Source organism: Bradyrhizobium sp. BR2003 (genome assembly GCF_009720285.1).
Classification (GTDB): domain Bacteria; phylum Pseudomonadota; class Alphaproteobacteria; order Rhizobiales; family Xanthobacteraceae; genus Bradyrhizobium; species Bradyrhizobium elkanii.
In genome coordinates, this window is sequence record NZ_SMYJ01000045.1 from 282,782 (window position 1) to 309,139 (window position 26,358).

Consider the following 26,358-nt stretch of genomic DNA (forward strand, 5'->3'; position numbering starts at 1 on the left):
TTGGGTTGAGGCCACTCCGCAGGCGCGCTTCGCCTGTCGCGCTTGCGGAAGGGAGCGCCATGTCTTTGCGGCGCCTTCATGATGCGATTCGGTCCAATCGCATCATGATCCGAAGCGAGATGCGCGCCCGGATTGCGCCGGCGCGCGCTACTCCGCCGCCACCATCTGCTGGGTGCGCCACTGTCCGAGCAGGGCGCGCAGCGAGGCGGGTTTCACCGGCTTGTTCAGCACCGCGATGTTCTCCTCGCGCGCGGCGGCGCGCACCGCGGGGCTGCGGTCGGCGGTGATCAGGATCGCCGGAATGCCGTCGCCGAAGCGGCGGCGGATCTCGCGGATCGCGGCGACGCCGTTGCCGCGGTCGAGATGGTAGTCGACCAGCACGCCGGTGACGCGGCCGCCGGCGGCCTCGATCGCGCTGATCGCGCCGTCGGCATCGAGCACCGCGATCACCTCGGCGTCCCACGCCGTCAGCAGCGTCTTCATGCCGTCGAGAATGGCGGGATCGTTCTCGATGCAGACGATCAGCGAGCCGCTCATCGGCGTCTTCGATAGCGGCGTCGCCGTGGTGACCGCCGCGGTATGGTTGACGGCGGTCGCGACCGGGACGGTGACCGAGAACGCCGAGCCGCCGCTGACATTGGCCGAGATCGCGATGCGGTGGTTGAGCACCCGCGCCAGCCGTTCGACGATCGACAGGCCGAGGCCGAGGCCGCGGGCGATCCGGGCGCCCTGCTCGAGCCGATGGAATTCCTTGAATATCTCGCCGCGCTTCTGCACGGGGATGCCGACGCCGGTGTCGAAGATGCTGATCTGGAGCGTGGCGCCGCGGCGGCGGCAGCCGATCAGGACGCGGCCGCGCGGGGTATATTTGATCGCGTTGGAGATGAAGTTCTGCAGCAGCCGGCGCAGCAGCGAGCGGTCGGATTCGACCGGCAGCGAGCAGGCCACGAAGCGCAGGTCGAGGCCCTTGTCGCGGGCGATCGGCATGAACTCGATCTCCAGCGAGCGCATCAGGTCGGCCATCCGGAAGCTCGTGATCGCCGGCGTCATGGCGCCGGCGTCGAGCCTCGAAATATCGAGCAGCGCGCCCAGGATGTCCTCGATTGCCTCGAGCGAGTCGTCGATGTTCTCGACCAGGCGGGAATCCTCGCCGCCGTTCTGGCGCTCGACCAGGCTCGTGACATAGAGGCGCGCCGCGTTGAGCGGCTGCAGGATGTCGTGGCTGGCGGCCGCCAGGAAGCGCGTCTTGGAGGCGTTGGCGTCTTCCGCGATGCCCTTGGCGAGCGCGAGCTCCGAGTTCAGCCGCGTCAGCTCCTCGGTGCGGTCGCGCACCCGCTTCTCCAGCGTCGCATTGGCGCGCTCCAGCGCCTCCGCCGCCTCGAAGCTCGGCGTGACGTCGGAGAAGGTGATGACGAGCCCGCCGCCCGGCATCCGGTTGGCACGCACCTCGATCACCAGATGGCGGTCCGTGAAGCGTTCCAGATAGGGCTCGCCCTCGGTGGTGTAGGCGCGCAGGCGGGCCTGCAGCAGGCCGTCGGCGTCGCCGGACGCAGGCGGACTGATCGCGCCCATGAATTCGAGGATCTCGGACAGCGGGATGCCGAGCTGCACCAGATGCTGCGGCAGCCCCAGCAATTCGGAGAACTGGCGGTTGGAACAGATCAGCTGCAGGTCGGCGTCGAACACCGCGATGCCCTGGCGCACGTGATTGAGCGCGGTCTGCAGGATCTCGCGGTTGAAGTGCAGGGCGGCGTGGGAATCGTCGAGCAGTTTCAGCGCGGCCTTGGCCGACACCGTCCGCCGTTGCAGCAGCAGCGACATCACGAGGCGCGAGGACGCGGCCCCGATCGAGGAGGCGATCAACCGCTCGGCATGCTGCAGCAGCTCGAAATCGGCCGGAGCCGACGCCAGCAGCACGATGTTGCGGTCGACCGCGAAGGAGGCGAAGGCCTCGCGGGTCCGGTCGGGGCCGAGATATTGCGTCACCGTGCTCTGGATGTCCTCCACCGTCACCGTGGTGCGCCAGCGCCGGAAGCTGGGCGCGATCGGGGCCAGCGCGTTGGGCACGAACACGTCGGCCTGCAACAGCTCGATCGAGGACGGCGCGCGCGCCAGCGAGAACAGCACATAGGTGAGGATGTTGAGTGCAAGGCTCCACAGCACGCCGTGCAGCAGCGGCGGCAGGTCGGCGCCGAACAGCGCCTGCGGCCGCAGCGCCTCGATCCCGAACGGCCCGTGCTGCAGCAGCATCAGGCCGGCGGTCGAGGTTTCCAGGAAGCTCGGGATGAACAGCGTATAGAGCCACGTCGCGAAGCCGACCAGCATGCCCGCCATGGCGCCGCGTGCGGTGGCCCTGCGCCAGAACAGGCCGCCAAAGAACGCCGGCGCCAGCTGGGTGATCGCGGCAAACGACAACAGGCCGATCGCGACCAGCTGGGTGTTGCCGAGCGCGCGATAGTAGAAATACGCCAGCACCATGATGGCGAAGATCGAGAAGCGGCGCGCCTTCAGCAGGAAATCGCCAAAGTCCTTCTGGCCGGCACTGATGTCGTCGCTGCGCGGCAAGACCAGCGGCAGCACGATGTCGTTGGAGACCATGATCGACAGCGCGACGCATTCGACGATCACCATCGCGGTCGCTGCCGACAGCCCGCCGACGAACACGGCGAGGCTGAGCAATTGCGAATTGCCCTCGATCGGCAGCGCCAGCACGAACATGTCGGCATCGACCGCGCCGAACGGGAAGATGACGAGGCCGGCGATCGCGATCGGAATCACGAACAGGTTGATGGCGATGAGGTAGAGCGGGAACAGCCAGCGCGCCCGGGTGACTTCGGCGGGCGTCGAATTCTCGACCACGCTGACATGGAACTGGCGCGGCAGCAGCATGACCGCGCAGAACGACAGCAGCGTCATGATCAGGAAATTGCCGATCGACGGCACATATTCGATCGCGCGCACCGCCTCCGGCGTCTTCAGGGCGCGCTCGTAGAGCTCGACCGGGGAGAACATCCAGAAGGTGACGAAGGCGCCGGCGGCGATGAAGGCGACCAGCTTGACGATGGACTCGGCCGCGATCGCCAGGATCAGGCCGTGCTGGTGCTCGGTCGCGTCGGTGTGACGGGTGCCGAACAGCACCGCGAACACCGCCATCGCCAGCGTCACCATCAGCGCGATGTCGCCGATCACGGGAATTTTCGAGAACGCCTGGTCCTCGCTCAGGATGGTCTCCAGCGACGCCGCCACCGCCTTCAGCTGCAGCGCGATGTAGGGTACCGAGCCGATGATCGCGATCAGCGCCACGGTCGCCGCCACCGCCTGGCTCTTGCCGTAGCGCGCGGCGATGAAGTCGGCGATCGAGGTGATGTTCTGCGACTTGGCGAGCGCGATCACCCGGCGCAGCAGCGGCGTGCACAGTCCGACCATCACGATCGGGCCGACATAGATCGCCAGGAAGTCGATGCTGGTGCGGGTGGCGAAGCCGACCGAGCCGAAGAAGGTCCAGGAGGTGCAGTAGATCGCCAGCGACAGCGGATATATCCACTGGCTGGCGCGGCCGCGCTCGCCCGGCGACGTGCGGTCGCCGCGGCTGGCGATGAAGAACAACAATCCGATGTAGGCGAACGCCGTGGCGATTACGCCCCAGTCGTGCAGCATCGCTGCTCATCTCCTGTCCCGGCCGCTGGGGGAGGGCCGGGTGTCGGGATTATAACGCAAAGGGCCGGCCGCGCGATGCACGGCCGGCCCAAATTCGGGGTCGGAAGCGGATAGGGTTACTCGGCGGCCAGCGACTTCTGGCGCAGCGGCAGGCCGAGCCGGTCCCAGACCTGGAGCAGCGCCTCGGCCAGCGCGTCGATCAGGCCGTCGTCATGGTAGGGCGAGGGCGTGATGCGCAGCCGCTCGGTGCCCTTGGCGACCGTCGGATAGTTGATCGGCTGGATGTAGATGCCGTGGTCCTCGAGCAGCAGGTCGGAGGCCCGCTTGCACTTCTCGGGATCGCCGACGAACAGCGGCACGATGTGGGTGTCACTCGACATGACAGGCAAGCCGGCGGCCGTCAGGATCGCCTTGGTGCGGGCGGCACGGTCCTGATGGCGCTCGCGCTCCCAGTTCGAGGTCTTCAGGTGCCGGATCGCAGCCGTCGCGGCCGAGCAGATTGCCGGCGGCAGCGCGGTGGTGAAGATGAAGCCCGGCGCATAGGAGCGCACCGCGTCGATGACCTCGGCGCGGCCCGCAATGTAGCCGCCGAGGCAGCCGAAGGCTTTTGCCAGCGTGCCCTCGACGATATCGATCCGGTGCATCACGCCGTCGCGCTCGGCGATGCCGCCGCCGCGCGGGCCGTACATGCCGACCGCATGCACCTCGTCGAGATAGGTCATGGCGCCATATTGCTCGGCGAGATCGCAGATCTTGCCGAGCGGCGCGACGTCGCCGTCCATCGAATAAAGGCTCTCGCAGACGATCAGCTTCGGCCGGTCGGGACCGGCGGCGATCAGAAGCTCCTCGAGATGCGCGACGTCGTTGTGGCGGAAGATCTGGCGCTCGCAGCCGGCCTGGCGCACGCCCTCGATCATCGAATTGTGGTTCAGCGCGTCGGACAGGATCAGGCAGTTCGGGATCAGCTTGGCGAGCGTCGAGATGCCGGTCTGGTTCGAGACATAGCCCGAGGTGAACAGCAGCGAGGCTTCCTTGCCGTGGAGGTCGGCGAGCTCCGCCTCGAGCTGCACCAGCGGGTGATGGGTGCCCGCGATGTTGCGGGTGCCGCCGGCGCCGGTGCCGACCCGGGTCGCGGTCTCGACCATGGCACCGACCACTTTGGGGTGCTGGCCCATGCCAAGATAGTCGTTGGAGCACCAGATCACGACGTTGCGGCTGCCCTTCGGCGAGTGCCAGGTCGCGTGCGGGAAGCGTCCCGCGATCCGCTCGAGGTCGGCGAATACCCGGTAGCGCCGCTCGTCGTGCAGGCGGTTGAGGGCGGTATTAAAGAACTGGCTGTAATCCATCGGCAAACCCAAAAAGCGGAACCTGACCGGAATGACTGCTTCTTCTTAGAGCTTTTCCAGCTCTAATGTCCATGCATTGACCCACATCTGGGCATGCGCTGCAGCTGGGCAAATTGCCCTAGCCGAGGACCGTTCGGCTTGATTTCGGTCAAATCGCCGGGCGATGCCTTGCCGCCCGGCCGCCTTCAGCTCGTCTTGAAGCGCAGCATGCCGTCGGCATGCATCGCGGCCGTCAGGCGGCCCTCGACCAGCATGTAGTTGACATGGGCGACCAGCTCGCCGGCGGCAAAGCCCATCTGGTGCTCGTCCAGCACGTGCTTGTGGAACACCACGGGCACCAGCTCCTTGGAGGTCTGCGGCACCTCGCGGCAGGCCTCGGCGATCAGGCGGCAGCGCTCCTCATGGTGATCGGCGAGCTGCTTGATCCGGGTCTTCAGCCCGTAGAACGGCACGCCGTGGCCGGGCAGCACCATCACGTCGTAGGGCAGGGTGGTGGTCAGGCTCGCCAGCGACGCCAGATATTCGCCGAGCGAGTTCTGCTCGGGCTCGACCGCCCAGACGCTGACATTGGGCGAGATCTTGCTCAGCACCTGGTCGGCGGACAGGAACAGCTTGTCGGCCGCGCAATACAGCATCACCTGGTCCAGCGCGTGGCCGCCGCCGGTGATCACCTTGAAGCGCCGCGTGCCGATCACGACCTCGCCGCCATGGGTGAGGCGGTGATAGGACGGCGGCAGCACCGAGACGCGCTTCAGGTAATCCTGGCCGCGGCCGAGCAGCTTCTCGGTCAGGTCCTCATCCATGCCGTGGCGGCGGAAGAACAGCCGCTGCGCGTTGCGCCGCTCCTCGGTGCCGCGGTTCTGGTGATAGACCGACTGCAGATATTCCACCTGCGACATGTACAGCGGGCAGCCGAAGCGCTCGGTGATCCAGCCGGCGAGACCGACATGATCGGGGTGCGAATGCGTCACGATCAGGCGGGTGACCTTGACGTGCTTCAGCGGTCCCTCGAACAGCGTGGTCCAGGCCGCGATCGATTCCTCATTGCCGAAGCCGGCATCCACCATGGTCCAACCGTCGCCGTCGGCGAGCAGATAGATGTTCACATGGTTGAGGCGGAACGGCAGCTTCAGCCGCGCCCACAGCACGCCGGGAGCCACCTCCACGACCTGGTCGTGGCCGGGATGATTCTCCCAGGGGTATCGCAGTGCCTCCGCCGAGGAGTGCACGGGGTCGGTCTTCGTATGCATGCTACCGGCTTAGCGGCACACGGGCCGCCGCGCCAGCCGAAAAATCAGATAGTCGTCCGGAGAATGGGACGGGAAATCGCCGGAATTCCGTAGCCCGGATCAAACCAGCGGAGCGCGCCAGTCCACGCCCGCCATTCTGGGGCGATGGGACAGCATCGAACCCTCAGGGGCGCAATTGCGCCCCGAGAATCTCGAGGTTCCGGGTTCTATGCTTCGCATACCCCCGGAACGGCGCGCATGACTTTGTTACGCCGCGCGGATGTTCGACAGGAAGCCGTCGATCTCCGAGCGCAGCACGTCGGCCTCGCGGCGCAGCGCGTCGGAGGCGCTCAGCACCTCGCCGGCGGCGGTGCCCGCTTCGGCCGAGGCGGTGGAGACGCCGACGATGTTGCTCGACACCTCGCTGGTGCCGCCCGCCGCATGCTGGATGTTGCGGGCGATCTCGCGGGTCGCCGCGCCCTGCTGCTCGACCGCGGCGGCGATCGCGGTGGTGACGTCGTTGATCTCGCCGATCGTGCTCGAGATGTTGCGGATGGCGGAGACCGCCGTGGTCGTCACCTCCTGCATGCTGACGATCTGCTGGCGGATTTCCTCAGTCGCCTTGGCGGTCTGGCTCGCGAGGTTCTTCACCTCCGAGGCGACCACGGCAAAGCCGCGGCCGGCCTCGCCGGCGCGCGCCGCCTCGATGGTGGCGTTGAGCGCGAGCAGATTGGTTTGCGAGGCGATGGTCTGGATCAGGTCGACCACGACGCTGATGCGTGCGGCATTGTCGGCGAGCCCCTGCATCGTGCTGTCGGTGGCGCTGGCTTCCTCCACCGCCTTGCGGGCGATCTCCGCCGAGGTGACGACCTGGCGGCCGATCTCCTGGATCGAGGACGACAGCTCCTCGGTGCCGGCCGACACCGTCTGCACGTTGACCGAGGTTTCCTCCGCGGCCGACGCGACGGCGTTGACCAGGGCGCTCGACTGGTCGGCGGTCGCCGACATGCTCTGCGCGGTCGACTGCATCGAGTTCGCCGCGGTCTGCAGGCTGCCGAGCGCGCTGCGGACGTTGGATTCGAACGTGACGATCTGCGCTTCCATGCGCGAGGCGCGCTCCGCCTTGGCGGTGCGGTCCTTGTTCTGGTTTTCCGTGAGTTCGCGGCTCTCGACCATGCTCTCGCGGAACACCTGCAGCGCGTCGGCCATGACGGCGATCTCGTCGCGCTGGCGGCTCTGCGGGATCTCGGTGTCGAGGTCGCCGTCGGACAACAGCTGCATCGAGCGCTGCAGGCCGCGGATGCGGCGCAGGATGTTGCGTCCGACATAGAGCCAGACGAACAGGAACGAGCCGACCAGCGTCAGCGCGCCGAGGCCGATCATCACCATGGTGGCGAGCGAGATCTGCTGTCGGGCCTGGAAGGTCGAGCTGTCGGTCTCCTTCTGCACGGCGTCGACCAGCTGCTGGACGCTGATGCCGAGCCCGACATTGAGCTTGCGCGTCTCTTCCAGGATGGTCTGGCCGTAGTCGATCGCGTCGAGCTCCTTCTGGCGGATCTTGAACACGCCGGTCTTGCCTTCGCCGAGCACGAGCAGCCTCGAGGCGGTGTCGCGCACCGCAACGATCGCGGGATTGTTCGGCAGATCCTCGAGGTTGGACTTGACGCGTTCGCGCCCGGCCTTGAACTCGTCCTCGATCGCATCGAGGGTTTCGCTGGAATTGGCCGACAGCGCCGCGGTCATGTCGGCGGCCATCAGATTGCCGGCGGCGAGCACGTTGCTGATCTGGCCGACGGTGCGGGCAGCTTCAGTGGCGTCGTCCGCGGACACCTCGGCCGCGGCGAGGATGGCGTTGAGCCGGGTCTGCGCGTCGAGCATCGCCGGACTTGCGGCGGAGACGAACGCCGCCTGCGCCTTGCGCAACGCGTTGTACTGCTTGTCGCGCAGCGCGCCGACCTCGAGCCGCTCGCGCGCCGCCGAGATCAGGCTCTTGGTCGCCTCGTCGGTGTTCTTGACGTTCTCCTGCAGCGCGCTGACCACGGATTTGTCGGCGCCGAGCTCGATGATCTCGCCAAGCTTGGCGTTGGTGAGCCGCGCGACCTCCTGCACCTTCTTGGTGCGATCGTTCAGCGCGTCCTCGCTCTGCACGGCGAGCAGGCCGGGGCCTTGCGCCGCGAGCGAAGCGCTTTGCGCGGCAAGCTGCAGGCTCGCGGCAAGCCGCGGAATGTCGCGGCCGGAGAGATCGGTCATGGTGCCGCCGAGCTGATGCAGCACGATGCCGGCGCCTGCGCTGATCACCAGCGCCATGCCTGCGATCACCGCGAACGCTGCGAACAGGCTGCCCCTGACGCCCATCTGCGGCAGATGGATACGCTTGAGATTTGGTTTGCCGAGCTTGAACCGAAACGCCATTGCCCCTGTGCCCCCTGGCCCACTACGCTTGGCCACTATCCTGGCCACTACTCTTGGATGTTTCCCCGGCGCGGGAGTATCGGTGCGGCCGGTTAACAAAATCGGGAAAATTGCGACGATCTGCGGGATTTTTCAGGGCTGCCGCGCATCGACGCCATGTTGGTTCGCTGTGCGGAATCGATGCTCGCGATACGACGCAAAAAGGCCGGCGTGAGCCGGCCTTTTCCACTATCGGTTGTGGGCCGTATTCTCAGTAGCGGCCGTAGGCGGGGCCGCCGAGGTTGCCAAGATTGAAGCGGTAATTGAGGCCCGCCTTCACCGTGTGCTCGTCATTGTGGAAGCTGCCGACCGGCACCAGCGCGCCCGGCGCGGTGAAGCGGCTGTCGCCGAAGTCGTAGTACTGGTACTCGACCTTGGCCGACCAGTTCGGCGCGAACATGTATTCGGCGCCGCCGCCGATGGTCCAGCCGTTGCTGTGGTTGTCGCTGAGCGCGAAGCCGACCGGCGCGCCGCCGAGCGTCACCGTTTCGTTGTTGTCGGAATAGGCGTAACCGCCTTTCACATAGATCAGGCCCGGGCCCCAGGTGTAGCCGACGCGGCCGGTGATCGAGCCGATGCCGCGCTGGTTGTTGTTATAGACGTAACCGCCGGGGAAGATCGCGTTGAGCTGGTGGCCGCCGACCCAGGAATACTGGCCCTCGAGGCCGATCACCCACATCGGCGACAGCTGCCAGTCGTAGCCGCCCTGCACGCCGCCCATGAAGCGGGCGTCGGAGTCCGACAGCGCGAGGCCGTTGAAATTGCTGTTCTGGGAGAACACGCCGCCGAGATGGCCGCCGAGATAGAAGCCGGTCCAGTTGTAGAGCGGCGCGGCGTAAACAGGCGCGGGCGCCTTCTGATAATAGCCACGGTTGAAATCGGCGGCGTTGGCGGTCGCGCCGAAGGCAGCGACGGCCGCCGCGGCGGCTGCGGTTGCGAGCAGGAACTTCTTCATGGGGGGCAGTCTCCGGACAAGTCATGAGGCGCAGCGTGAATGGGCGCCATCCATGGCGATGGGTTAGACCGCATTTGAATAAAATGCAGTCACCGGAGGCCTGCTCGGAGCGTTAAGTCGCAGCCTTTGCGGCGAAACGTTTTGTTGTGCCTAACGAACGCTTAAGGCGGAATGAAGCAAGGCTTAACGCGGTGCGTGCGGCGCGCATTTCCCGTTAACCAAGCCGTCGGCTAGGCCAGTCGCTTGCGCACGTCGTCGCGCATCTGCTCGCGGAACGCCTGGCGGCGCGCGGCGCGATCTTTGACCGGAACGTCGTGGCGATCGAACACGTCGAACTTCTCCAGGATCGGATAGCGCTCGCTCGCCATCGCCAGCACGCGCAGCAGGGCGGCTACCTTCGGGGTCGGGCCGGTGACTTCCCACCGGCGCAGCTTCTCGGCGCCGCCGGCGGCCGACAGCCCGCACAGCTTCGCCATATCAGCCACCGTCAGCTCGCGGCCGAGCGCCTCGCCGAGATGTTCGCGCAATTTCTTCAGTTCTGGGCCGGTCACGCTGGGTCCGCTCCGCGATGGCAAATGTGAAGTGAGTCACATGACGTGCTCGAGGTGCGGGCTATACACCGCGCATGCGACTTCTAGAGCCTTTTCCGTTCCGATTGAATCGGAACGGGGCTCTGGATTCTTGTTTTGACGCGTTTTCTTCACGCGAACCGGTACCCAGCTTCGCTCGAAAGCGCCTCTGAAGGACACCATCATGCACGGCATCATCGAAAGCCTCAGCCCCGAACACGATCAGATCGATTGGAAATGGGTCGGCAGTGTGTTCGCGTTCTACGTCGTGCTGACGATCGGCGGGATGAGCGCGCTGCTGGCGCATTGATCCGCGGAAGCGGTGCGAAGGGCCGATTGCGCGGATAGCGATCACAATAAAGCGGTCACGTGACGGCTCAGGCCCCGCGGTAGCCGCCCGGAACCGGATCGCATAATCCTCCCTGAGAGGCGGTAGCCACGTCCTGCCGGCGCCTCCGTTCGGCGCCGACAGGGTGTGTTCAGATCATCAGCGTGAAGCGAGAGCGTTGGCCATTCGGGCAGATGTGCCGGGCGGCCTTGGCAAAGACCGTGCAGCGACCGCGGGTGCGGATGGCGTCGCATTTGTCGGCCAGGCACCAGGGAACGGCGGAGCGAAATGGTGCGCCTTCAGAGAGGCGATTTCCCATGAGTTCAGACAGGTTTTCCCGCCATACTCCGTCGAGTTGTAGAAGGCGTGAAATCCGATACCGAGAGCCGAGGCGAAGCGGTCTCCCTTGGTCGCTCCATCCACATAGCTTCTGAGCTTGGCGCAGAACTTGGGCAGATTTGCCGACCAGGGAGAATCAACCGCGTTCTGGGCATTGTTGAATTGGCTTTGAAGCTCGCCGTAGCGATCGGAAAAGGCCCTGTCCACTCCGAGCCAGCCGTTTCCGCCATCAATATCCGGCCCGGTGTCACGCACGATCTTGTCGATCGAGATGACGGTTTTCCGGCCGCTTCTGTAGCTAATGTTGCTGGCGGTTGACCTGATCTCATACTGCCTGGGATCGGGCGATCTGGTTTCCGCAAACGACGCCATGATCGAGTTCACCCCGTTGTTGAGCGTGGTGATGGCGTTGCTGTTCTTCTCCAGATAGGAGACGACAGGAACGATCGCCGATCCAATACCGGTGCCCGTGGCCAAGGAACCCAACGCGACCGCACTGGTGCCGACCGTCGCAATCCCGCTGACAAACTTCGTCGGGTCATTGAATCGAATGGTGTCCGACTGCTTGTACTCAAAGTGCAGCCTTATTTTCGCGTTCGCCGGAACGTCGGTGATGATGGTGCCTTCGCAGTTCTGAATTTGAACGTCGCCAAAGTTGGCTTTCGCTATGATCGGTACCTTGACCTGCTTGATCTGGTCACTCTTGGCGTTCGGGAACGTGACGACGGCCGCAAGGGCGACAGACCGGTCGTGAATATTGAATCCATCCTGGAATATGTTGCCGGTTCGCTTCGCTCCGACCCAGCCCGACGCCACGTTGTTCAAGCTCTGCGCATTGTCGCAGAGATTGCGGACCTTGAGATCGTACTCGAAGACGTCCCTGGGACTGTCGAAGGCTCTTATGACCGGCGGCGAGCCCGAAGCACGCTCAATATCGACCAACTCAAAGCCAAATGCGGACGAGGATGCCAACAGCGCAAGAGCCGTCGGCAGCAAAGTTTTGATGCGCACGTGAAATCCCCCAATTCCCTGTCGTATTGCGGAGTTTTGAAATTCGCCATGTAACTACAGTTACATGGAAGTATAGCTCCGGCCGAAAATCAACCAAAAGTAGTTTCGATCAGAGAATAGGGGAGGGCCTTGGCCGGGTCTGCGAAAAGACGGGGAGAGGGATCCCTGTCCGTTGGGTGGCCGGAGACCATTGGCTTGTACGCGACACGCCAACCGGCCGATCTTCAGATCGGGCGGGAATGTCGCAGTCCGCTGTGTGATGAAGATCCTGGTGCTGCCAGACAGGATTGAACTGTCGACCTCTCCATTACCAATGGAGTGCTCTACCACTGAGCTACGGCAGCATGCCCGGGAAAAATTGAATCGGCCCCAAGGGCCCGTCCAAGCGGGCGGTTCTTGCCACAGGCCTCCCTTTGGCGCAAGCGAAACAGCGCCCCTATTGCTCTTGAAATCGGCAGAAATCGACGGCCTCGCCGATGATTTTGGCCAATTCGGCCGATTTCGGCCGGATTGGGTTCCAGATCTCGCCGAAACCATCCCGATCCGCGCTTGCCGCCGAATCATATCGCCGCAACTGGCCGAGCGGGCAGGGTGCGCGGGCATCCGCCATTGGCTATGCTCGCCTCGCGCCGGGCGGCGGCGGTTCGAGAGTTTTGCAATGACAGGCGATCAGGACAGAGGCGGCGAGCAGGCCGGAGCCCGCGCGAAGGATTCACGACAGGATCGTCTCAAGCTGGCGCTGCGCGAAAATCTGAAGCGGCGGAAATCGCAGGCGCGCGGTCGCGAGGATGTGGCTTCCGAACCGGCCGATGGCTCGCTAGATGACGCCGGCGGAAACGAGCCGCGCCGTTAACCCGGTTCGTGCGCATTGTTAAGGGAAGCGGGTCGCCGAGATGGCTGTAGACGAGACGACAATCGATCGGCTGAGCGCAACCGCCACCGCCTTCCCGCGCCATGAGCAGACCTTTCCGACCCTGACCGCGCACGAGATCGAGCGGATGCGCCGCTTCGGCGAGCCGCGCTCATACCAGGACGGCGAGGCGCTGTTTGAGACCGGCAAGCCAGGTCCCGGCATGTTCGTGGTGCTGTCGGGCAATGTCTCGATCACCCAGCGTGACGGCCTTGGCCATGTCACGCCGATCATCGACCAGGGACCGGGCCAGTTTCTCGCCGAGATCGGCCAGCTCTCCGGCCGCCCGGCGCTGGTCGACGGCCATGCCGATGGGGTAGTCGAGACGCTGCTGCTGCCGCCCGACCGGCTGCGCGCGCTCTTGGTTGCGGAGGCCGATCTCGGCGAACGCATCATGCGCGCGCTGATCCTGCGCCGCGTCAGCCTGATCCAGGGCGGCGCCGGCGGGCCGGTGCTGATCGGCCCCGCCTCGGTCGGCAACATGGCGTCGCTGCAGAATTTTCTGGCGCGCAACGGCCAGCCGCACCACTTCCTCGACCCCGAGACCGACAAGGATGCCGCCGACCTCGTCGCGCGCTATTCGCCGACGCGGGCCGAGCTGCCGCTGGTGGTCTGTCCCAACGGCACGGTGCTGCGCAATCCGTCCGAGACCGCGCTTGCGATGGCGCTCGGCATGATCGGCAACAGCGCGCATGAAAAACTCTACGATGTCGCCGTGGTCGGCAGCGGCCCGGCCGGGCTTGCCACCGCGGTCTATGCGGCGTCGGAAGGCCTGTCGGTCGCGGTGTTCGATTCCCGCGCCTTCGGCGGCCAGGCCGGCGCCAGCATGCGCATCGAAAACTATCTGGGCTTTCCGACCGGCATCTCCGGCCAGGCGCTGGCCGGGCGCGCCTTCAACCAGGCGCAGAAATTCGGCGCCGAGATGCTGATCCCGGTCTCGATCAAATCGCTCGACTGCACGAAAGCGTCCGGCGCGTTCGTGCTCGACACCGCCTGCGGGCATACGCTGCGCGCGAAATCCGTGGTGGTCGCCAGCGGGGCGCGTTATCGCCGGCCCGAGATCGACAATCTCGATGCCTTTGAAGGCCGCGGCGTCTGGTACTGGGCCTCGCCGATCGAGGCGCGACTCTGCGCCAACCAGGATGTCGTGCTGGTCGGCGGCGGCAACTCCGCGGGGCAGGCGGCGGTGTACCTGTCGGCGCATGCCCGCAGGGTCAACATGATGATCCGCGGCGGTGGGCTCGGGGCCAGCATGTCGCGCTATTTGATCGAGCGAATCGAGGCGACGCCGAACATCGAATTGATGTTCAACACCGAGGTGATCGGGCTCGACGGCGCGGAGACGCTGCAGCGGGTGCGCTGGCGCAGCCGGCTCGCCCCCGACGAGTTCACCATGGATATCCGCAATCTCTTTTTGTTTGTCGGCGCTGATCCGGCGACCGGCTGGCTCGAGGGTTGCGGGGTGCAGGTCGACCGCGGCGGCTTCGTGATGACCGGCGTGCAGACCGGCGAGGGCGCGCGCACCGTGCCGCTGCTCGAGACCACGGTGCCCGGCGTGTTCGCGGTCGGCGACGTCCGCTCCGGATCGGTCAAGCGCGTCGGCGGCGCGATCGGCGAGGGCGCGCAGGTCGTCGCCGCCCTGCACGGCTATCTCGCTGACGCGGGCAGTCCGACGCTGTAGGGACGATTGATGCGGCAAACGCAAACGTTTCCCCGTCATCCCGAGGTGCGAGCGCGAGCGAGCCTCGAAGGATGTATCGGCCACAGCCCGGGCCATGCATCCTTCGAGGCGCGCGCAAGAGCACGCTCCTCTCAGGATGACGGGTTGAGAGGCGCACAAGGTAAAGAGGTCGCGAATGACAAAAGGCTGCACCCATATCGCCGGCATCCAGGATGTCACGCCGAGCGCGCTCGGCTGCGAGGAATGCCTGAAGAGCGGCAGCCGCTGGCTGCATTTGCGCATCTGCCGCACTTGCGGCCATGTCGGCTGCTGCGACGACTCGCCGAACCGGCATGCCACGGCGCATTTCCACGCCACCGGTCATCCCGTGATCGAGGGCTACGATCCGCCGGAAGGCTGGGGCTGGTGCTATGTCGACGAGGTGCTGTTCGACCTGTCGAAGCGCAAGACGCCGCATAACGGACCGATCCCGCGCTATGACTGATTCAGCCTCTCACACGGCGCACGTGCCGCATCGTGTGACATACGTGCGAAGATTTTCAGCAATCGCCGGCGCCGCAAAATTTTTGATGAGATGTCGGCCGTCCTGCCATCGAAGCATGTAGCAATTTTCCGTCACGCATCGTAACCTCGCATGCGGGTCTCAACGGGGAGTGCGCCACATGACGACATTGGTGCTTGTGCACGTCATTATCAGCCTGATTGCAATCGTCGCCGGCGTGCTCGTGATGTTCGGGCTGCTTGGGTCGCGCGCGATGCCGGGGCTGACCGCGATCTTCCTCGTGCTCACGATCCTGACCAGCGCCACCGGCTTCGTGATCCCGCCCTTGGTGACCGAGAAGCTGCTGCCGTCGCACATCATCGGCGGGCTTTCGCTGGTGCTGCTCGCGATCGCCTGCATTGCGCTCTATGCGATGCAGCTCAAGGGCGCCTGGCGTCCGGTCTATATCGTGACCGCGATGGTCTCGCTCTATCTCAACGTCTTCGTGCTGGTCATCCAGAGCTTCCTCAAGGTGCCGGCGCTGCAGGCGCTGGCGCCGGCCGTGCCGCCGAATCCGCCGTCCGGGCCGGTGTTTGCGGCGGTGCAGGGCATCGTGCTGGTGTTCTTCGCCGTGGTGATCATCGGCGCCTGGCGCCGGTTCAGGCCGGTCACGTTCGCCTGATCTGACGCGCGCGACATCATTTCGCGGCGACACGCGGCATAAAACACGATGCACGATCGTGCGGCGGACGCGCCGAGAACCGATACATTTGGCAGAAGAGGAGCAACCAAATGCCCACCATCACCACCAAAGACGGCGTCGAGATCTTCTACAAGGATTGGGGCTCGGGGCAGCCGATCGTGTTCAGCCATGGCTGGCCGCTGTCGTCGGACGACTGGGACGCGCAGATGCTGTTCTTCGTGGGGCACGGCTTCCGCGTCGTCGCCCATGACCGCCGCGGCCACGGCCGCTCCGCCCAGGTCGCCGACGGCCATGACATGGATCACTATGCCGACGACCTCGCTTCCGTCACCGCGCATCTCGATCTGAAGAACGCCGTCCATGTCGGCCATTCCACCGGCGGCGGCGAGGTGGTGCACTACATCGCCCGCCACGGCGAGAGCCGAGTGGCGAAGGCGGCGATCCTCAGCGCGGTGCCGCCGTTGATGGTGCAGACGGCGAACAATCCCGACGGCCTGCCGAAGTCGGTGTTCGACGGCCTGCAGGCCCAACTCGCCGCCAATCGCTCGCAATTCTACCGCGACCTGCCGGCCGGGCCGTTCTACGGCTACAACCGGCCCGGCGCAAAACCGTCGGAAGCCGTGATCCAGAATTGGTGGCGGCAGGGCATGATGGGCGGCGCCAAGGCGCATTACGACGGCATCGTCGCGTTCTCGCAGACCGACTTCACCGAGGATCTGAAGAAGATCAACGTGCCGGTGCTGGTGATGCATGGCGACGACGACCAGATCGTGCCCTACGCCGACTCCGCGCCGCTCTCGGCCAAGCTCCTGAAGAACGGCACGCTGAAGACCTACAAGGGTTTTCCGCACGGCATGCCGACGACGGAGGCCGAGACGATCAACAAGGATCTGCTGGCGTTCATCAAGGGCTGACCGCTGGCCGTGCTCTGCACGGAATCTTTGTTTGAGCGATCGTGAGGGAAGCACTGGCGGAAGGGTTCCCTCCCCCTTGCGGGGGGAGGGTTAGGGAGAGGGGGCCACCCGGCGCACTCTCTCGACCCATCTTTCGGCAATGGGCAAACCAAGATACGATACCGATCGTTTCGTCACCGATCTCGCCCAGGACCACCCCTCTCCCCAGCCCTCCCCCGCAAGGGGGGAGGGAACCTGACCAGCGTGCTCGCCTCGCGAATTTTGCGAACACCTCTGGTTCCCCCGGCACGAATTCCACCGGCCGTGGTACCTCCCGGGCCGCGAGGCGTTATAACCACCGTCATGTCGCCGCCCGCGCCGCTGAAACTGATCGCCCTCGACGCCGATGACCTCGCGGTCATCTCGGCCCATGTGCAGGACGCCCGCGTCCAGCCCTCCGACATCGTCTGGCGCCAGGACGAGAAGCGGCTCGTGGTCGGCCTGAATCGGCTGGACTGGGAGCAGACCCTGTCGGGCGGCACCTGCTCGCGCCGGCTGATCGCCGCATTGAGGTTCGACCGGGTGCTGGCATGCAAGTCGCGCAATATCGACCTGGAGGCCCCGGAAGCCACCCTGGAACTGCTCGGGATCGAGTTCTATGCCGCCGACCCGCCGGGCGGCAGCGCGCTCCTGATGTTCGGCCATGGCGGGGCGCTGCGGCTCGATGTCGAGTGCCTGGAGTGCGAATTGACCGATCTCGGGGAAGACGACCTTGGGATGGCGCCGGGCTGATTCGGCGCGTCATTCCGGGTCTGGTCCTTCGGACCATCCCGGAATGACATCCCCCCAAGGGTTGACGGCCATTATCCGTCGCGCCATTGAGCAGGGACCCGAATTCCTCCTAAGAAAGCCGTCATGCCCGTTCGCCTGGACCGACAGAGCGCCGATTTCGAGCAGCGATTCCGCGATTTCCTGGCGGCCAAGCGCGAGGTGTCGGCCGACGTCGAGCGCGCCACCCGCGCGATCGTCGACGATGTGGCGGCCCGCGGCGATGCGGCGCTGCTCGAGGCGACCAAAAAGTTCGACCGCCTCGAGGTCGACGCGGCCGGCCTGCGCATTACCGCAGCCGAGATCGACGCCGCGGTTGCGGCCTGCGACCGCAAGACCGTCGAGGCCCTGAGGTTCGCGCGCGACCGGATCGAGACCTTCCACCGCCGCCAGTTGCCGAAGGACGAGCGCTTCACCGATGCCGAAGGCGTCGAGCTCGGCTGGCGCTGGAGCGCGGTCGACGCGGTCGGGCTCTATGTGCCCGGCGGCACCGCGGCCTATCCGTCCTCGGTGCTGATGAACGCGGTGCCGGCCAAGGTCGCCGGCGTGCCGCGCGTGGTGATGGTGGTGCCGGCGCCGGACGGCAAGCTCAACCCGCTGGTGCTCGCGGCCGCCCATCTCGGCGGCGTCTCGGAAATCTACCGCGTCGGCGGCGCCCAGGCGGTGGCGGCGCTGGCCTACGGCACCGCGACGATCGCGCCGGTCGCCAAGATCGTCGGCCCCGGCAACGCCTATGTCGCCGCGGCAAAACGGCTGGTGTTCGGCAAGGTCGGCATCGACATGATCGCCGGTCCCTCCGAGGTGCTGGTCATCGCCGACGACACCGGCAATGCCGACTGGATCGCGGCCGATCTCCTGGCGCAGGCCGAGCATGATGTCAGCGCGCAGTCGATCCTGATCACCGACAGTGCACGGCTCGCCGCCGACGTCGAGCGCGCGGTCGAGGCGCAGCTGGCGACCCTGCCGCGCGCCGAGATCGCCCGCACCTCGTGGAACGATTTCGGTGCCGTGATCAAGGTGGCAAAACTCGACGACGCGGTCGAGCTCGCCAATGCGATCGCGGCCGAGCATCTGGAGATCATGACCGCGGACGCCGAGGGCCTGTCGAACAAGGTCCGCAACGCCGGGGCGATCTTCCTCGGGGCCCATACCCCGGAGGCGATCGGCGATTATGTCGGCGGCTCCAACCACGTGCTGCCGACCGCGCGCTCGGCGCGATTCTCTTCCGGCCTCGGGGTGCTTGACTTCATGAAGCGAACCTCGATCCTGCGGTGCGGGCCGGATCAGTTGCGTGCGCTCGGACCCGCCGCCATGACGCTCGGCCAGGCCGAGGGTCTCGATGCCCATTCACGTTCCGTCGGATTGCGCCTCAACCTCTCATGAACAAGCCACCAGACGACGAGGATTCCAACAATCGCATCGTCGCGGTGACGCTCGACGAGGAATCGATCGGCCGTTCCGGGCCCGATATCGAGCATGAGCGCGCGATCGCGATCTACGATTTGATCGAGCAGAACCTGTTCGCGCCCGAGGGCGCTGCCGGGCCGGGGCCCTACACCCTGCATATCGCGATCACCGGCAACCGGCTGATGTTCGACATCCGCAAGGAGGACGGCGCGCCGGTGGTCGCGCATCTGCTGTCGTTGACCCCGTTCCGCCGCGTCGTGAAGGACTACTTCATGATCTGCGACAGCTACTATCAGGCGATCCGGACCGCGACGCCGGACAAGATCGAAGCGATCGACATGGGCCGCCGCGGCATCCATGACGAGGGCTCGCGTACGCTGCAGGAGCGGCTCAAGGGCAAGGTGCGCGTCGATTTCGAGACCGCGCGGCGGCTGTTCACGCTGATCACTGTGCTGCACTGGAAGGGTGAAGGCGCATGATGATCAGGACGAAGCTTGACGGGGGCGTACCCCGATCGAAAAAAGCCTGATCGCATGGAAGCGCCGCGCGCGCGCAACCCCCAGGCCGTGCTGTTCGCATGCGGCCTGAACAGCGTGCGGTCGCCGATGGCCGAAAGCCTGCTGCAGCAGATGTTTCCGCAAGGCCTCTATGTCCGCTCGGCCGGCGTCAAGAAGGGCGAACTCGACCCGTTCGCCGTCTCGGTCATGGCCGAACTCGGCCAGGACATTTCCAGCCACAAGCCGCAAACCTTCGAGGAACTCGAGGACTGGGAGGGGCTGAACTTCGATCTCATCATCACGCTGTCGCCGGAGGCGCACCACAAGGCGCTGGATCTCACCCGCACGCTCGCTGCCGATGTCGAATACTGGCCCACCGTCGATCCGACTGGCACCGAGGGCTCGCGTGAGCAGAAGCTCGCCGCCTATCGCGAGGTCTGCGACGGTCTTCTGCTGCGCATCCGCCGCCGCTTTGCCAAGGCCGGCGCGGCGAACCTGTGAGGCTCGGCGAGGCGAGGGGACCAGCGTGTTCCGATTCGCAGAACCGCCGCTTGTCGCCAGACTGACAAACAGCTGTGCTTATGGGGCCTTGTCTCCAGGCGGGGGCGCGATTCGCGACCGGTTCCAAGGTTGTGCATCCATGCCCCATCCGATAGGTTCCGCCCGCGTTCGTCCCCCGATTCAGCTCAAAAGCCCGCATGCTAGGCCGTCCCAAATTCGTTCTTGCTTCCGGTTCGCCGCGGCGGCTGGCCCTGCTCAACCAGGCCGGCATCGAGCCCGATGCGCTGCGCCCGGCCGATGTCGACGAGACCCCGCGGCGGGGCGAGTTGCCGCGCGCCTGCGCCAACCGCCTGGCGCGCGCCAAGGCCGACGCGGCGCTGAAATCCGTGCATCTTGACGATGACCTGCGCGGCTCCTTCATCATCGCCGCCGACACCGTGGTCGCGGTCGGCCGCCGCATCCTGCCCAAGGCCAATCTGGTCGACGAGGCCGCGCAGTGCCTGCGGCTGCTGTCGGGCCGCAATCACCGCGTCTACACCGCGATCTGCGTGGTGACGCCGCGCGAGGCATTCCGCCAGCGCCTGGTCGAAACGCGCGTGCGCTTCAAGCGGCTCAGCGAGGACGATATCCAGGCCTATATCGGCTCCGGCGAATGGCGCGGCAAAGCCGGCGGCTACGCGGTGCAGGGCATTGCCGGATCGTTCGTGGTCAAGATGGTCGGCTCCTACACCAATGTGGTCGGCCTGCCGCTCTACGAGACCGTGACCTTGCTCGGCGGCGAGGGCTTTCCGATCCGCCACGGCTGGCTCAACTCCGTCGCGGTGTGAGGTATCCACTTTCGTGCGGCGACGGCAGTCGATAGCCGGATGCGATAGCTCCTCCCAGGGGCGCGCTGCCAAAATATCGAAAACAACCCCATGCAAAGGAGCCGGCGGCTCCGGCCTTCGACACGGGCAACTTGACGCGTCGGGCAAATCAGCGGTATTTTCCATTATCCAGAAATCGCGGAGACGCCCCTCGCTCCGAGGCTATCGCCCTGCGCTTGCGGGCGAGGTCGCCGTCTCGAGCCACGAGGCCAGGCACCTGCGCGGCCGGCGAAGACGCATGTGCGATGGTCCTACCCGCAAGCAGGGAGGGAGCGCAGCGGAACATGCCGCAGATGATGTAAACTCCGTCCCAGCCATGACCGACCAAGCCCGCACACCCCCGGCCACCCCGCGCGCCTGCCCGATCTGCGGCAAGCCTGTCGAGCAGGCCTTCCGCCCGTTCTGCTCGGCGCGCTGCCGCGACGTCGACCTCAACCGCTGGCTGACCGGCCGCTATGTCGTCCCCGGCCGCGAGCACGACGCGGAGGACCCGGAATAGCCAAGATTTCCCAACAAGTTGGGGAAAGAGTGCCGGGCGGGCTCGCCGCGCCGAAGCCTTTGGCGAAGGCGGGTGGACACGACGCTCCGACCTCTCTATAAACCGCCCGCTCGCTCCGGCCTTTCGGCCCCGCGAGTATGCCCAGGTAGCTCAGTTGGTAGAGCATGCGACTGAAAATCGCAGTGTCGGTGGTTCGATCCCGCCCCTGGGCACCATTTTGCTACCATTCAAGATAGAATCACGAACCATTTGCTGATCTGAGATCGTTTAAGAGGGAAGTAGCGACAGCCTCCTCAGCGACGGAAAGGCCGTGCAGTTGCATCGCCGTCGTCAACCCTCCGTCCCAATATGCAAGTGAGGCCTTTCCCGTGAGCGTCTGTCCGAGCTCCGATGCTTCTTCAACGGCGGAAACGTAGTCGACTGCATCAAACCGCCAGGACTTGGCCCCATGCTCGCACATCATGTGATTGCCGATGCGGACACCCGCCCAATCGAAATCGCCATGATAGTGAAGGCTCGCACCTGCTTCGGTCAGTTGCGACAGTAGGCACCTTTGTGCCGCGGCGGGCATTCCGTCGGTGCAAACCAACGGCTCGCAGTCGGAGCCCCAGCGATCGGCGGCGATGGCCACAAGGTTGGGGTTCTCGCAGACGTAGACCTTTCGACCCGCAACTCTCCATACCGGAGGCGTACGCAAGAGCGACCGCAGCGAGGCGTAGACTGGCTCTCCCGGAAATTGTCCGTATCTCTCCGTGCCCTCGACGGGCACATTCAGGAACAAGGCGGGTCGCGCTAATTCGTTGACCAGGACTCCGGCCTTAGCCCAGACGTCGCGGTCGCGCTCGGCGGGCTCGATTTCGGTCTCCCCTTCCGGCTCGTCGAAGCCTTTGTTGCCACTGGTCCGCGCGATGGGTCGCCGCCAGATAGTCAGGATCAAGGTCGCGGCTGGCCTGCCGCCATCGAGGGCATGTGCGTCACCCAGGACTTCGGCGGCCAATTGCGAGCGCGTCACGGCATCGGCGGGCAATCGCCGCAGCGTCGCTTCGACCCTGCGACACAGCTCGATCGCCGCATCCGGCCGCGACCCTGAAAGCCGCTTGAGCAGACCTAACCCCTTGGGGGTCTGCAGCAGCTCAACGAGCGCATGATGGGTGCATGCGTTGAGGACATCCGACCACATCTTGATCGATGCGCGTCGCGTTTCCGCCAAGTTTGCAATCGGCCCGTCGATGATTTCGAGCGCATCGCGCAGAGACAAGGCGATGCCGGAATCGCGGAAGGTCGCATCGACTCGGCCGACATCGACCTGCAGCGAGGAGGAATGGCGGATAGGGCGGCCCAGCAGCGACGCCAACAGGGAGTACTCGTCGGAGGTCAGCTTGCTGATGCGGAAGCTTTCGACCTCCTCGCCGGCCGGCGCCCGGGCGAACCGGTCGCGCAACCGCTTGCGCAGGCTCGCGTATGCGTCGCCGCCGAGCAGCCGTTGCAGCCGGGGATCGACCGGTCGGCTCATGAGAGCGCGAACCGGCGGTCGGGATCGCCTTCGCGCACCTTGGCTCTGCCGTCCCAGCTCCATCGGGACACGAAGACCGCGTCGATTCCCTCGCGTCGCTGGAGCTGGCAGATCGCGACGCCCGGAAGCTCGGCGTAGCACGCCCATTCCCGCTCGCTGGTGATGACGAAGTCGAGATCGAATTCGCGGATCAGCCCCATGCAGTGCGCCCGCGCGGCATCGTCGATGCCGGCGAACGCCTCGTCGAGCAGCATGAGACGCGGCGCATGCTGGTAGCTGCCCTGAGTGTAGAAGCTCGCGATGGCGGCGAATAACGGGACGGTCAGGCCGAGCGCCCTTTCCCCGCTGGACGCCGGGCCGGAGAGCTTGCGCCAGGTCCCGTCCTGCCACCGCTCGACCCGGAAGCGGTGCCAGCGCCTGTAGTCGAGGGCCCGCGCGAGCTGCTCGATCAAGGGTCCCGCCGAATCCTTGCCCGCGCCGGAGTCGGCCCGCTCCCGCTCCGCCGTGATGCGTTGCCGGAGCATCGCCCCGACCACCTTCCGGTCCTCGGTCGACCACAGGTCGGCGTTGACGTTCAGGAGGCGCTTCCGCGCAGCCTCCAGGCCGACGGGAGCGCCTTCGTCTTCGGTGAGCGTCGGCCACGTGAGGCGATAGCGCACGCCGGTCGACGTCGGGCGGCTGTGCAGCTCCTTGTTGATCAGGTCGCGCCGGCTTTCGGCGGCCTGGAGCAGGCGCTGGACCTCGGACGCGATCTCCTCCTGCAGGTGATCTTCCAGCACCTCCCGTTCCCTCGCGGTCAGGAGTTCGCTCCGCTGGGCGATCTCTTCGGCGAGGCGAGCGGCGAGCCGGTCCGGGCGTTCGGGTCTGTTCTGATAGACCACGTGAACGATCAGTCCCCAATCGTTCTGCTCCGACAGTGCCAGGTGTCCGAGCGCGCTGAGCGCGGTCTGCAGCTCCGTTAATCCGACGCTGATCTGCTTCTGGATCCGCGCCCAGGCCTCGTCCTTGTCGTCGAGCGTCGACAGCGCCTGTTCGGCGCGCCGCGCCAGGCCGAGGGCCGGATCGATCGTCCAGGGAGCTGCCATGTCCGGCAGCACGATGGTCGGGATGGCCGCGGTCAGCAGACCCGTGGCGCTGAACTGCTGGAAGCGCGATATCGCTTCCGTGCGGGCTTCGCTCCGTTGCTCGAAGACGCCGGTCGCGGTCGTGACCTGCTCGTGTGCGACCGCGCGCGCTTCGCCCGACGTCCTGAGGACGTCCTCGGCCTTGTCCAGCGCGGTCTCTGCGGCATCCAAGCTCTCGCGGGCTTCGTTCAGCTGCCTCCGCAGCTCTTCGACCCGGGCGCCGATGGCGTTGCGCAGCACGTCGAAACGCGCCGCGGCCTGTTCGGCCTCGACTTTCGTGGTCGAGAGCAGTCTCTCTTGAGCGGCAGCGGCATCGCGCGCCTCGCCTTCCCGGACGCGTTGCCGCTCCAGATCGGGCAGTGCGACGCGCATTTCGGCGACGGCCTGCGTCAGGTGCGCCGAGGTCGTCTGGTATCGTCTCAGCGCCGCCTCCACCGCCTCGAGTTCGGAAGGCGCCGCCGGCAGGCGAAGGTCGATGGCGTCCGAGGCCCGCCGTTGCCGCGCGGCGGTCAACGCTTCTTCGCTCGCTTGATGTTGGATTGTGGCATCGGCCAACCGCTGGCGAGCCGAAGTCGCTTCGCGGGCGGCAGTGGCAGCGGCGAGGTGGGCGAGGCGGAGCGCGTCGTCCGTCGGCGCCCGACGCCACTCTTCGGCCGCCTCGCTCTGATCCCGCACGAGCCTGTCGGAATCGGCATCGAGGTCCGCCACCTCGCCGGCGATCGCCGCAAGCCGTTCCGAAATCTCCGCCAACCTCCGGGAGCGGGCGGCGGCGCGCGCGGAGTAGCCGATGTAGACGGCCTCCGGTTTGGTCCACGCACCGCCGAGTGCGCCGAGCCGGAAACGCCCGTCGGGAGCGACCCACGATTCGAGCTCCGCGAGTTCTTCGTCGGCGCAGGCGATCCCGTGCAGGATGCGTTCCACCGTGGCGGGCGGGACGCCGGCGCCGCTCGGCACGTCCGCGATCAGCCAGTCGCCGAGCGAGGGAAAATGCTGCCTTCGCTGCAGCATTTGCGTGTCATGGATGGGAATATCGCCGTCGGCCGACTGCAGACGGCCGTCGGGCGAAATCCACGCGTCGAGCAGTCCGGCGGCCTCCAGCGCGGCTTCGAGACCGGCGCGCTGGGAGACCGTCACCCCGGCGCGGAAGTCCACGATCCTCCAGAGAGGTGCTCCCTCGCGCGCCGCTCGGCTTTCGCCGTCGCGCGTATGCGGCCTCGGCGGTTCGGAATCGACGCCGCCTTCCAATCGGTCGCGCTCGTCGTCGAGATCCTTGCGCTCCGACAGCAGGCCTCGCCGTCGGGAATCGAGTTCGACGCGGATCGTTGCCAGGCGCTCGCTGGTCTGCTGCTGGGCGACCTGCAGAAGCGCGCGTGCGGGATTGACGTCGTCCGGCGCGAGGACCCACTCCGCCAGGGACGCGAGGACCGCGAAGCGGTCGTCCAGCGCGACGAGATTGTGTCGCAGGCCGGCGAAACACCGCTCCCACGCGTCGATCAGGCTCTGCCCTTCGCGCTCCACGCCGACGTCGGCCGTTTCGCGCCGCTCGGCCGCGGCGTCCGCGGCATCCTGACTTTCGTCCCGGAGGCGCCTTCGTTGCTCGTTCAGGAATTCCGCCGCCGTCACTTCGGCATCTCGTCTCCGCAACGAGGCGATCTCCTCGTTCCTGTCGGAGACGAGCGCACGAAGATCGGAGCTCGCCTTCTCGAAGGCGTGAGGCGCCAGCGCCGCGAGCCGGCCGGTCTCCAGTTTGGCGATCGGATTGTCGGCGTGCTGGCTCGATACGCCGGCGCCGTCGGCGCATCCGGCGGTTTCCCGGCGCAGTCCGGCGACGCGGCGTTCGATCTGCTGCGCGCGCTCCGCGGCGAACGCCGTGTCGCCTTCGCTGTTCTTCAACCGTCTGCGTGCCGCCTCCGTCGCGGTTTCTGCGTTGGACAGGGCGCGTCGCCGCGCGTTCATGTCCGTCTCCGCCGATTCCAGGCGGTTCGCGTCCTCCATCCCAGGCCCGGACCGGAGAGTCTCGAGGCGGGACTGCCCGCGTTTGAATTCGATTTCGGCCGCGTCGCGAACCCGTCGCGCCTCCGCTTCGCCGGCCAGGGCCTTCTCCAGTCTGCCTTGCGCCTCGCCGCGCGAGCGGCTTGCGTTGTCGAATTCTGTCTGCGCCTGGCGCAGCGTGCGCGCCTGGCGGCGGCTTTGCGTGCCGGCGTAGTTCCGATACTTCTCGTCGAAACGATCGACCGCTTCGGCGAGTGCCTCGTATTCCTTCAGCTGCTGTCGATCCTCTTCCAGCTGGCCGAACGCTTCGGCGACGTCGGCCAGCAACTCCGGTGCCAACGGTGGCAGCGCTTCCGTCAGGGCGTTCGACAGCGCCGTCTCGTCGGGCTTCTTGGACAATTGCGGCTGCCGCAATTGTATCAGCGTATCCATCAAGGCGTCGTAACGTCGGCTGCCCAGATGGAAAAGCCGCTCATCGACGGCGCGACGGTAGTTCGCCGCCGTTTCGAACACCTGGCCTCGGCTCTCGATCGCTTCGCGCAGACGCTCTCTCGTCAGGACCACCCGCTGCTCGCTCA

Annotated in this window: 21 protein-coding genes and 2 tRNA genes; 13 read left to right on the forward strand and 10 right to left on the reverse strand. The window is 66.1% G+C overall.

From position 1 onward, the window contains the following. Nucleotides 1-147: 147 nt before the first annotated feature. The 6 genes from E2I15_RS35695 to E2I15_RS35720 form a co-directional block, all read right to left on the reverse strand. Entirely contained in the window at nucleotides 148-3,657 is a 3,510-nt protein-coding gene (locus E2I15_RS35695) for a PAS domain-containing hybrid sensor histidine kinase/response regulator (RefSeq protein ID WP_137482423.1), read from the reverse strand. A gap of 116 nt (nucleotides 3,658-3,773) precedes the next feature. Beyond that, nucleotides 3,774-5,003, reverse strand: coding sequence for a 5-aminolevulinate synthase (gene hemA / locus E2I15_RS35700; RefSeq protein ID WP_137482424.1), 1,230 nt, complete (start codon nucleotides 5,001-5,003; stop codon nucleotides 3,774-3,776). Nucleotides 5,004-5,188: 185 nt separating this feature from the next. Beyond that, complete coding sequence (locus E2I15_RS35705; protein WP_137482425.1) at nucleotides 5,189-6,253, reverse strand: MBL fold metallo-hydrolase; 1,065 nt, start codon at nucleotides 6,251-6,253, stop codon at nucleotides 5,189-5,191. Between the two features lie 246 nt (nucleotides 6,254-6,499). Further along, entirely contained in the window at nucleotides 6,500-8,644 is a 2,145-nt protein-coding gene (locus E2I15_RS35710; protein WP_137482426.1) for a methyl-accepting chemotaxis protein, read from the reverse strand. Nucleotides 8,645-8,894: 250 nt separating this feature from the next. Next, nucleotides 8,895-9,638, reverse strand: coding sequence for an outer membrane protein (locus E2I15_RS35715; protein ID WP_137482427.1), 744 nt, complete (start codon nucleotides 9,636-9,638; stop codon nucleotides 8,895-8,897). Nucleotides 9,639-9,868: 230 nt separating this feature from the next. Further along, a complete protein-coding gene (locus E2I15_RS35720) occupies nucleotides 9,869-10,189 on the reverse strand; it encodes a hypothetical protein (RefSeq protein WP_137482428.1) in 321 nt (106 codons plus the stop codon). A gap of 202 nt (nucleotides 10,190-10,391) precedes the next feature. Here E2I15_RS35720 and E2I15_RS39610 point away from each other — a divergent pair, with 202 nt between their 5' ends. Next, entirely contained in the window at nucleotides 10,392-10,517 is a 126-nt protein-coding gene (locus E2I15_RS39610; protein WP_276487141.1) for a hypothetical protein, read from the forward strand. Nucleotides 10,518-10,694: 177 nt separating this feature from the next. On the opposite strand, the gene E2I15_RS35730 is transcribed toward E2I15_RS39610, so the two are convergent. Then, nucleotides 10,695-11,885: a hypothetical protein gene (locus E2I15_RS35730; RefSeq protein ID WP_137482429.1), complete on the reverse strand. Its 1,191-nt coding sequence runs from the start codon at nucleotides 11,883-11,885 to the stop codon at nucleotides 10,695-10,697. Between the two features lie 269 nt (nucleotides 11,886-12,154). Then, nucleotides 12,155-12,229: transfer RNA gene (locus tag E2I15_RS35735), tRNA-Thr, on the reverse strand. A 95-nt stretch (nucleotides 12,230-12,324) separates the two neighbouring features. Here E2I15_RS35735 and E2I15_RS39430 point away from each other — a divergent pair. From E2I15_RS39430 to E2I15_RS35795, 12 genes are all read left to right on the forward strand, one after another. Then, a complete protein-coding gene (locus tag E2I15_RS39430) occupies nucleotides 12,325-12,738 on the forward strand; it encodes a hypothetical protein (RefSeq protein WP_246729476.1) in 414 nt (137 codons plus the stop codon). Nucleotides 12,739-12,778: 40 nt separating this feature from the next. After that, nucleotides 12,779-14,476 (forward strand): FAD-dependent oxidoreductase, encoded by a 1,698-nt coding sequence (locus tag E2I15_RS35745; protein ID WP_137482430.1) that lies wholly within the window; start codon nucleotides 12,779-12,781, stop codon nucleotides 14,474-14,476. A gap of 175 nt (nucleotides 14,477-14,651) precedes the next feature. Further along, complete coding sequence (locus tag E2I15_RS35750) at nucleotides 14,652-14,960, forward strand: UBP-type zinc finger domain-containing protein (RefSeq protein WP_137482431.1); 309 nt, start codon at nucleotides 14,652-14,654, stop codon at nucleotides 14,958-14,960. Nucleotides 14,961-15,138: 178 nt separating this feature from the next. Further along, nucleotides 15,139-15,639, forward strand: a complete 501-nt coding sequence (locus E2I15_RS35755) for a hypothetical protein (protein WP_137482432.1) — start codon at nucleotides 15,139-15,141, stop codon at nucleotides 15,637-15,639. Between the two features lie 110 nt (nucleotides 15,640-15,749). After that, the gene (locus tag E2I15_RS35760; RefSeq protein ID WP_137482433.1) at nucleotides 15,750-16,574 is read left to right on the forward strand and encodes an alpha/beta fold hydrolase; all 825 of its coding nucleotides are present in this window, start codon (nucleotides 15,750-15,752) and stop codon (nucleotides 16,572-16,574) included. A 342-nt stretch (nucleotides 16,575-16,916) separates the two neighbouring features. Next, a complete protein-coding gene (locus tag E2I15_RS35765; RefSeq protein ID WP_137482434.1) occupies nucleotides 16,917-17,345 on the forward strand; it encodes a DUF2948 family protein in 429 nt (142 codons plus the stop codon). A 123-nt stretch (nucleotides 17,346-17,468) separates the two neighbouring features. Beyond that, nucleotides 17,469-18,764, forward strand: a complete 1,296-nt coding sequence (gene hisD, locus E2I15_RS35770) for a histidinol dehydrogenase (RefSeq protein ID WP_137482435.1) — start codon at nucleotides 17,469-17,471, stop codon at nucleotides 18,762-18,764. Further along, nucleotides 18,761-19,267, forward strand: a complete 507-nt coding sequence (locus E2I15_RS35775; protein WP_016841326.1) for a UPF0262 family protein — start codon at nucleotides 18,761-18,763, stop codon at nucleotides 19,265-19,267. Before hisD ends, E2I15_RS35775 begins: the two co-directional genes overlap by 4 nt. A 54-nt stretch (nucleotides 19,268-19,321) precedes the next feature. Beyond that, nucleotides 19,322-19,786, forward strand: a complete 465-nt coding sequence (locus E2I15_RS35780; RefSeq protein ID WP_137482436.1) for an arsenate-mycothiol transferase ArsC — start codon at nucleotides 19,322-19,324, stop codon at nucleotides 19,784-19,786. A gap of 197 nt (nucleotides 19,787-19,983) precedes the next feature. Beyond that, entirely contained in the window at nucleotides 19,984-20,613 is a 630-nt protein-coding gene (locus tag E2I15_RS35785; protein WP_018269043.1) for a Maf-like protein, read from the forward strand. A gap of 355 nt (nucleotides 20,614-20,968) precedes the next feature. Then, a complete protein-coding gene (yacG, locus tag E2I15_RS35790; RefSeq protein ID WP_137482437.1) occupies nucleotides 20,969-21,151 on the forward strand; it encodes a DNA gyrase inhibitor YacG in 183 nt (60 codons plus the stop codon). A 139-nt stretch (nucleotides 21,152-21,290) separates the two neighbouring features. Further along, nucleotides 21,291-21,366 (forward strand) — tRNA-Phe (locus E2I15_RS35795). A gap of 23 nt (nucleotides 21,367-21,389) precedes the next feature. Here the strand turns inward: E2I15_RS35795 and E2I15_RS35800 are convergent. Both E2I15_RS35800 and E2I15_RS35805 read right to left on the reverse strand, forming a co-directional pair. Then, a complete protein-coding gene (locus E2I15_RS35800) occupies nucleotides 21,390-22,664 on the reverse strand; it encodes a TIGR02679 family protein (protein ID WP_137482438.1) in 1,275 nt (424 codons plus the stop codon). Next, complete coding sequence (locus E2I15_RS35805) at nucleotides 22,661-26,344, reverse strand: TIGR02680 family protein (RefSeq protein WP_349629434.1); 3,684 nt, start codon at nucleotides 26,342-26,344, stop codon at nucleotides 22,661-22,663. Before E2I15_RS35805 ends, E2I15_RS35800 begins: the two co-directional genes overlap by 4 nt. Between the last annotated feature and the right edge of the window lie 14 nt (nucleotides 26,345-26,358).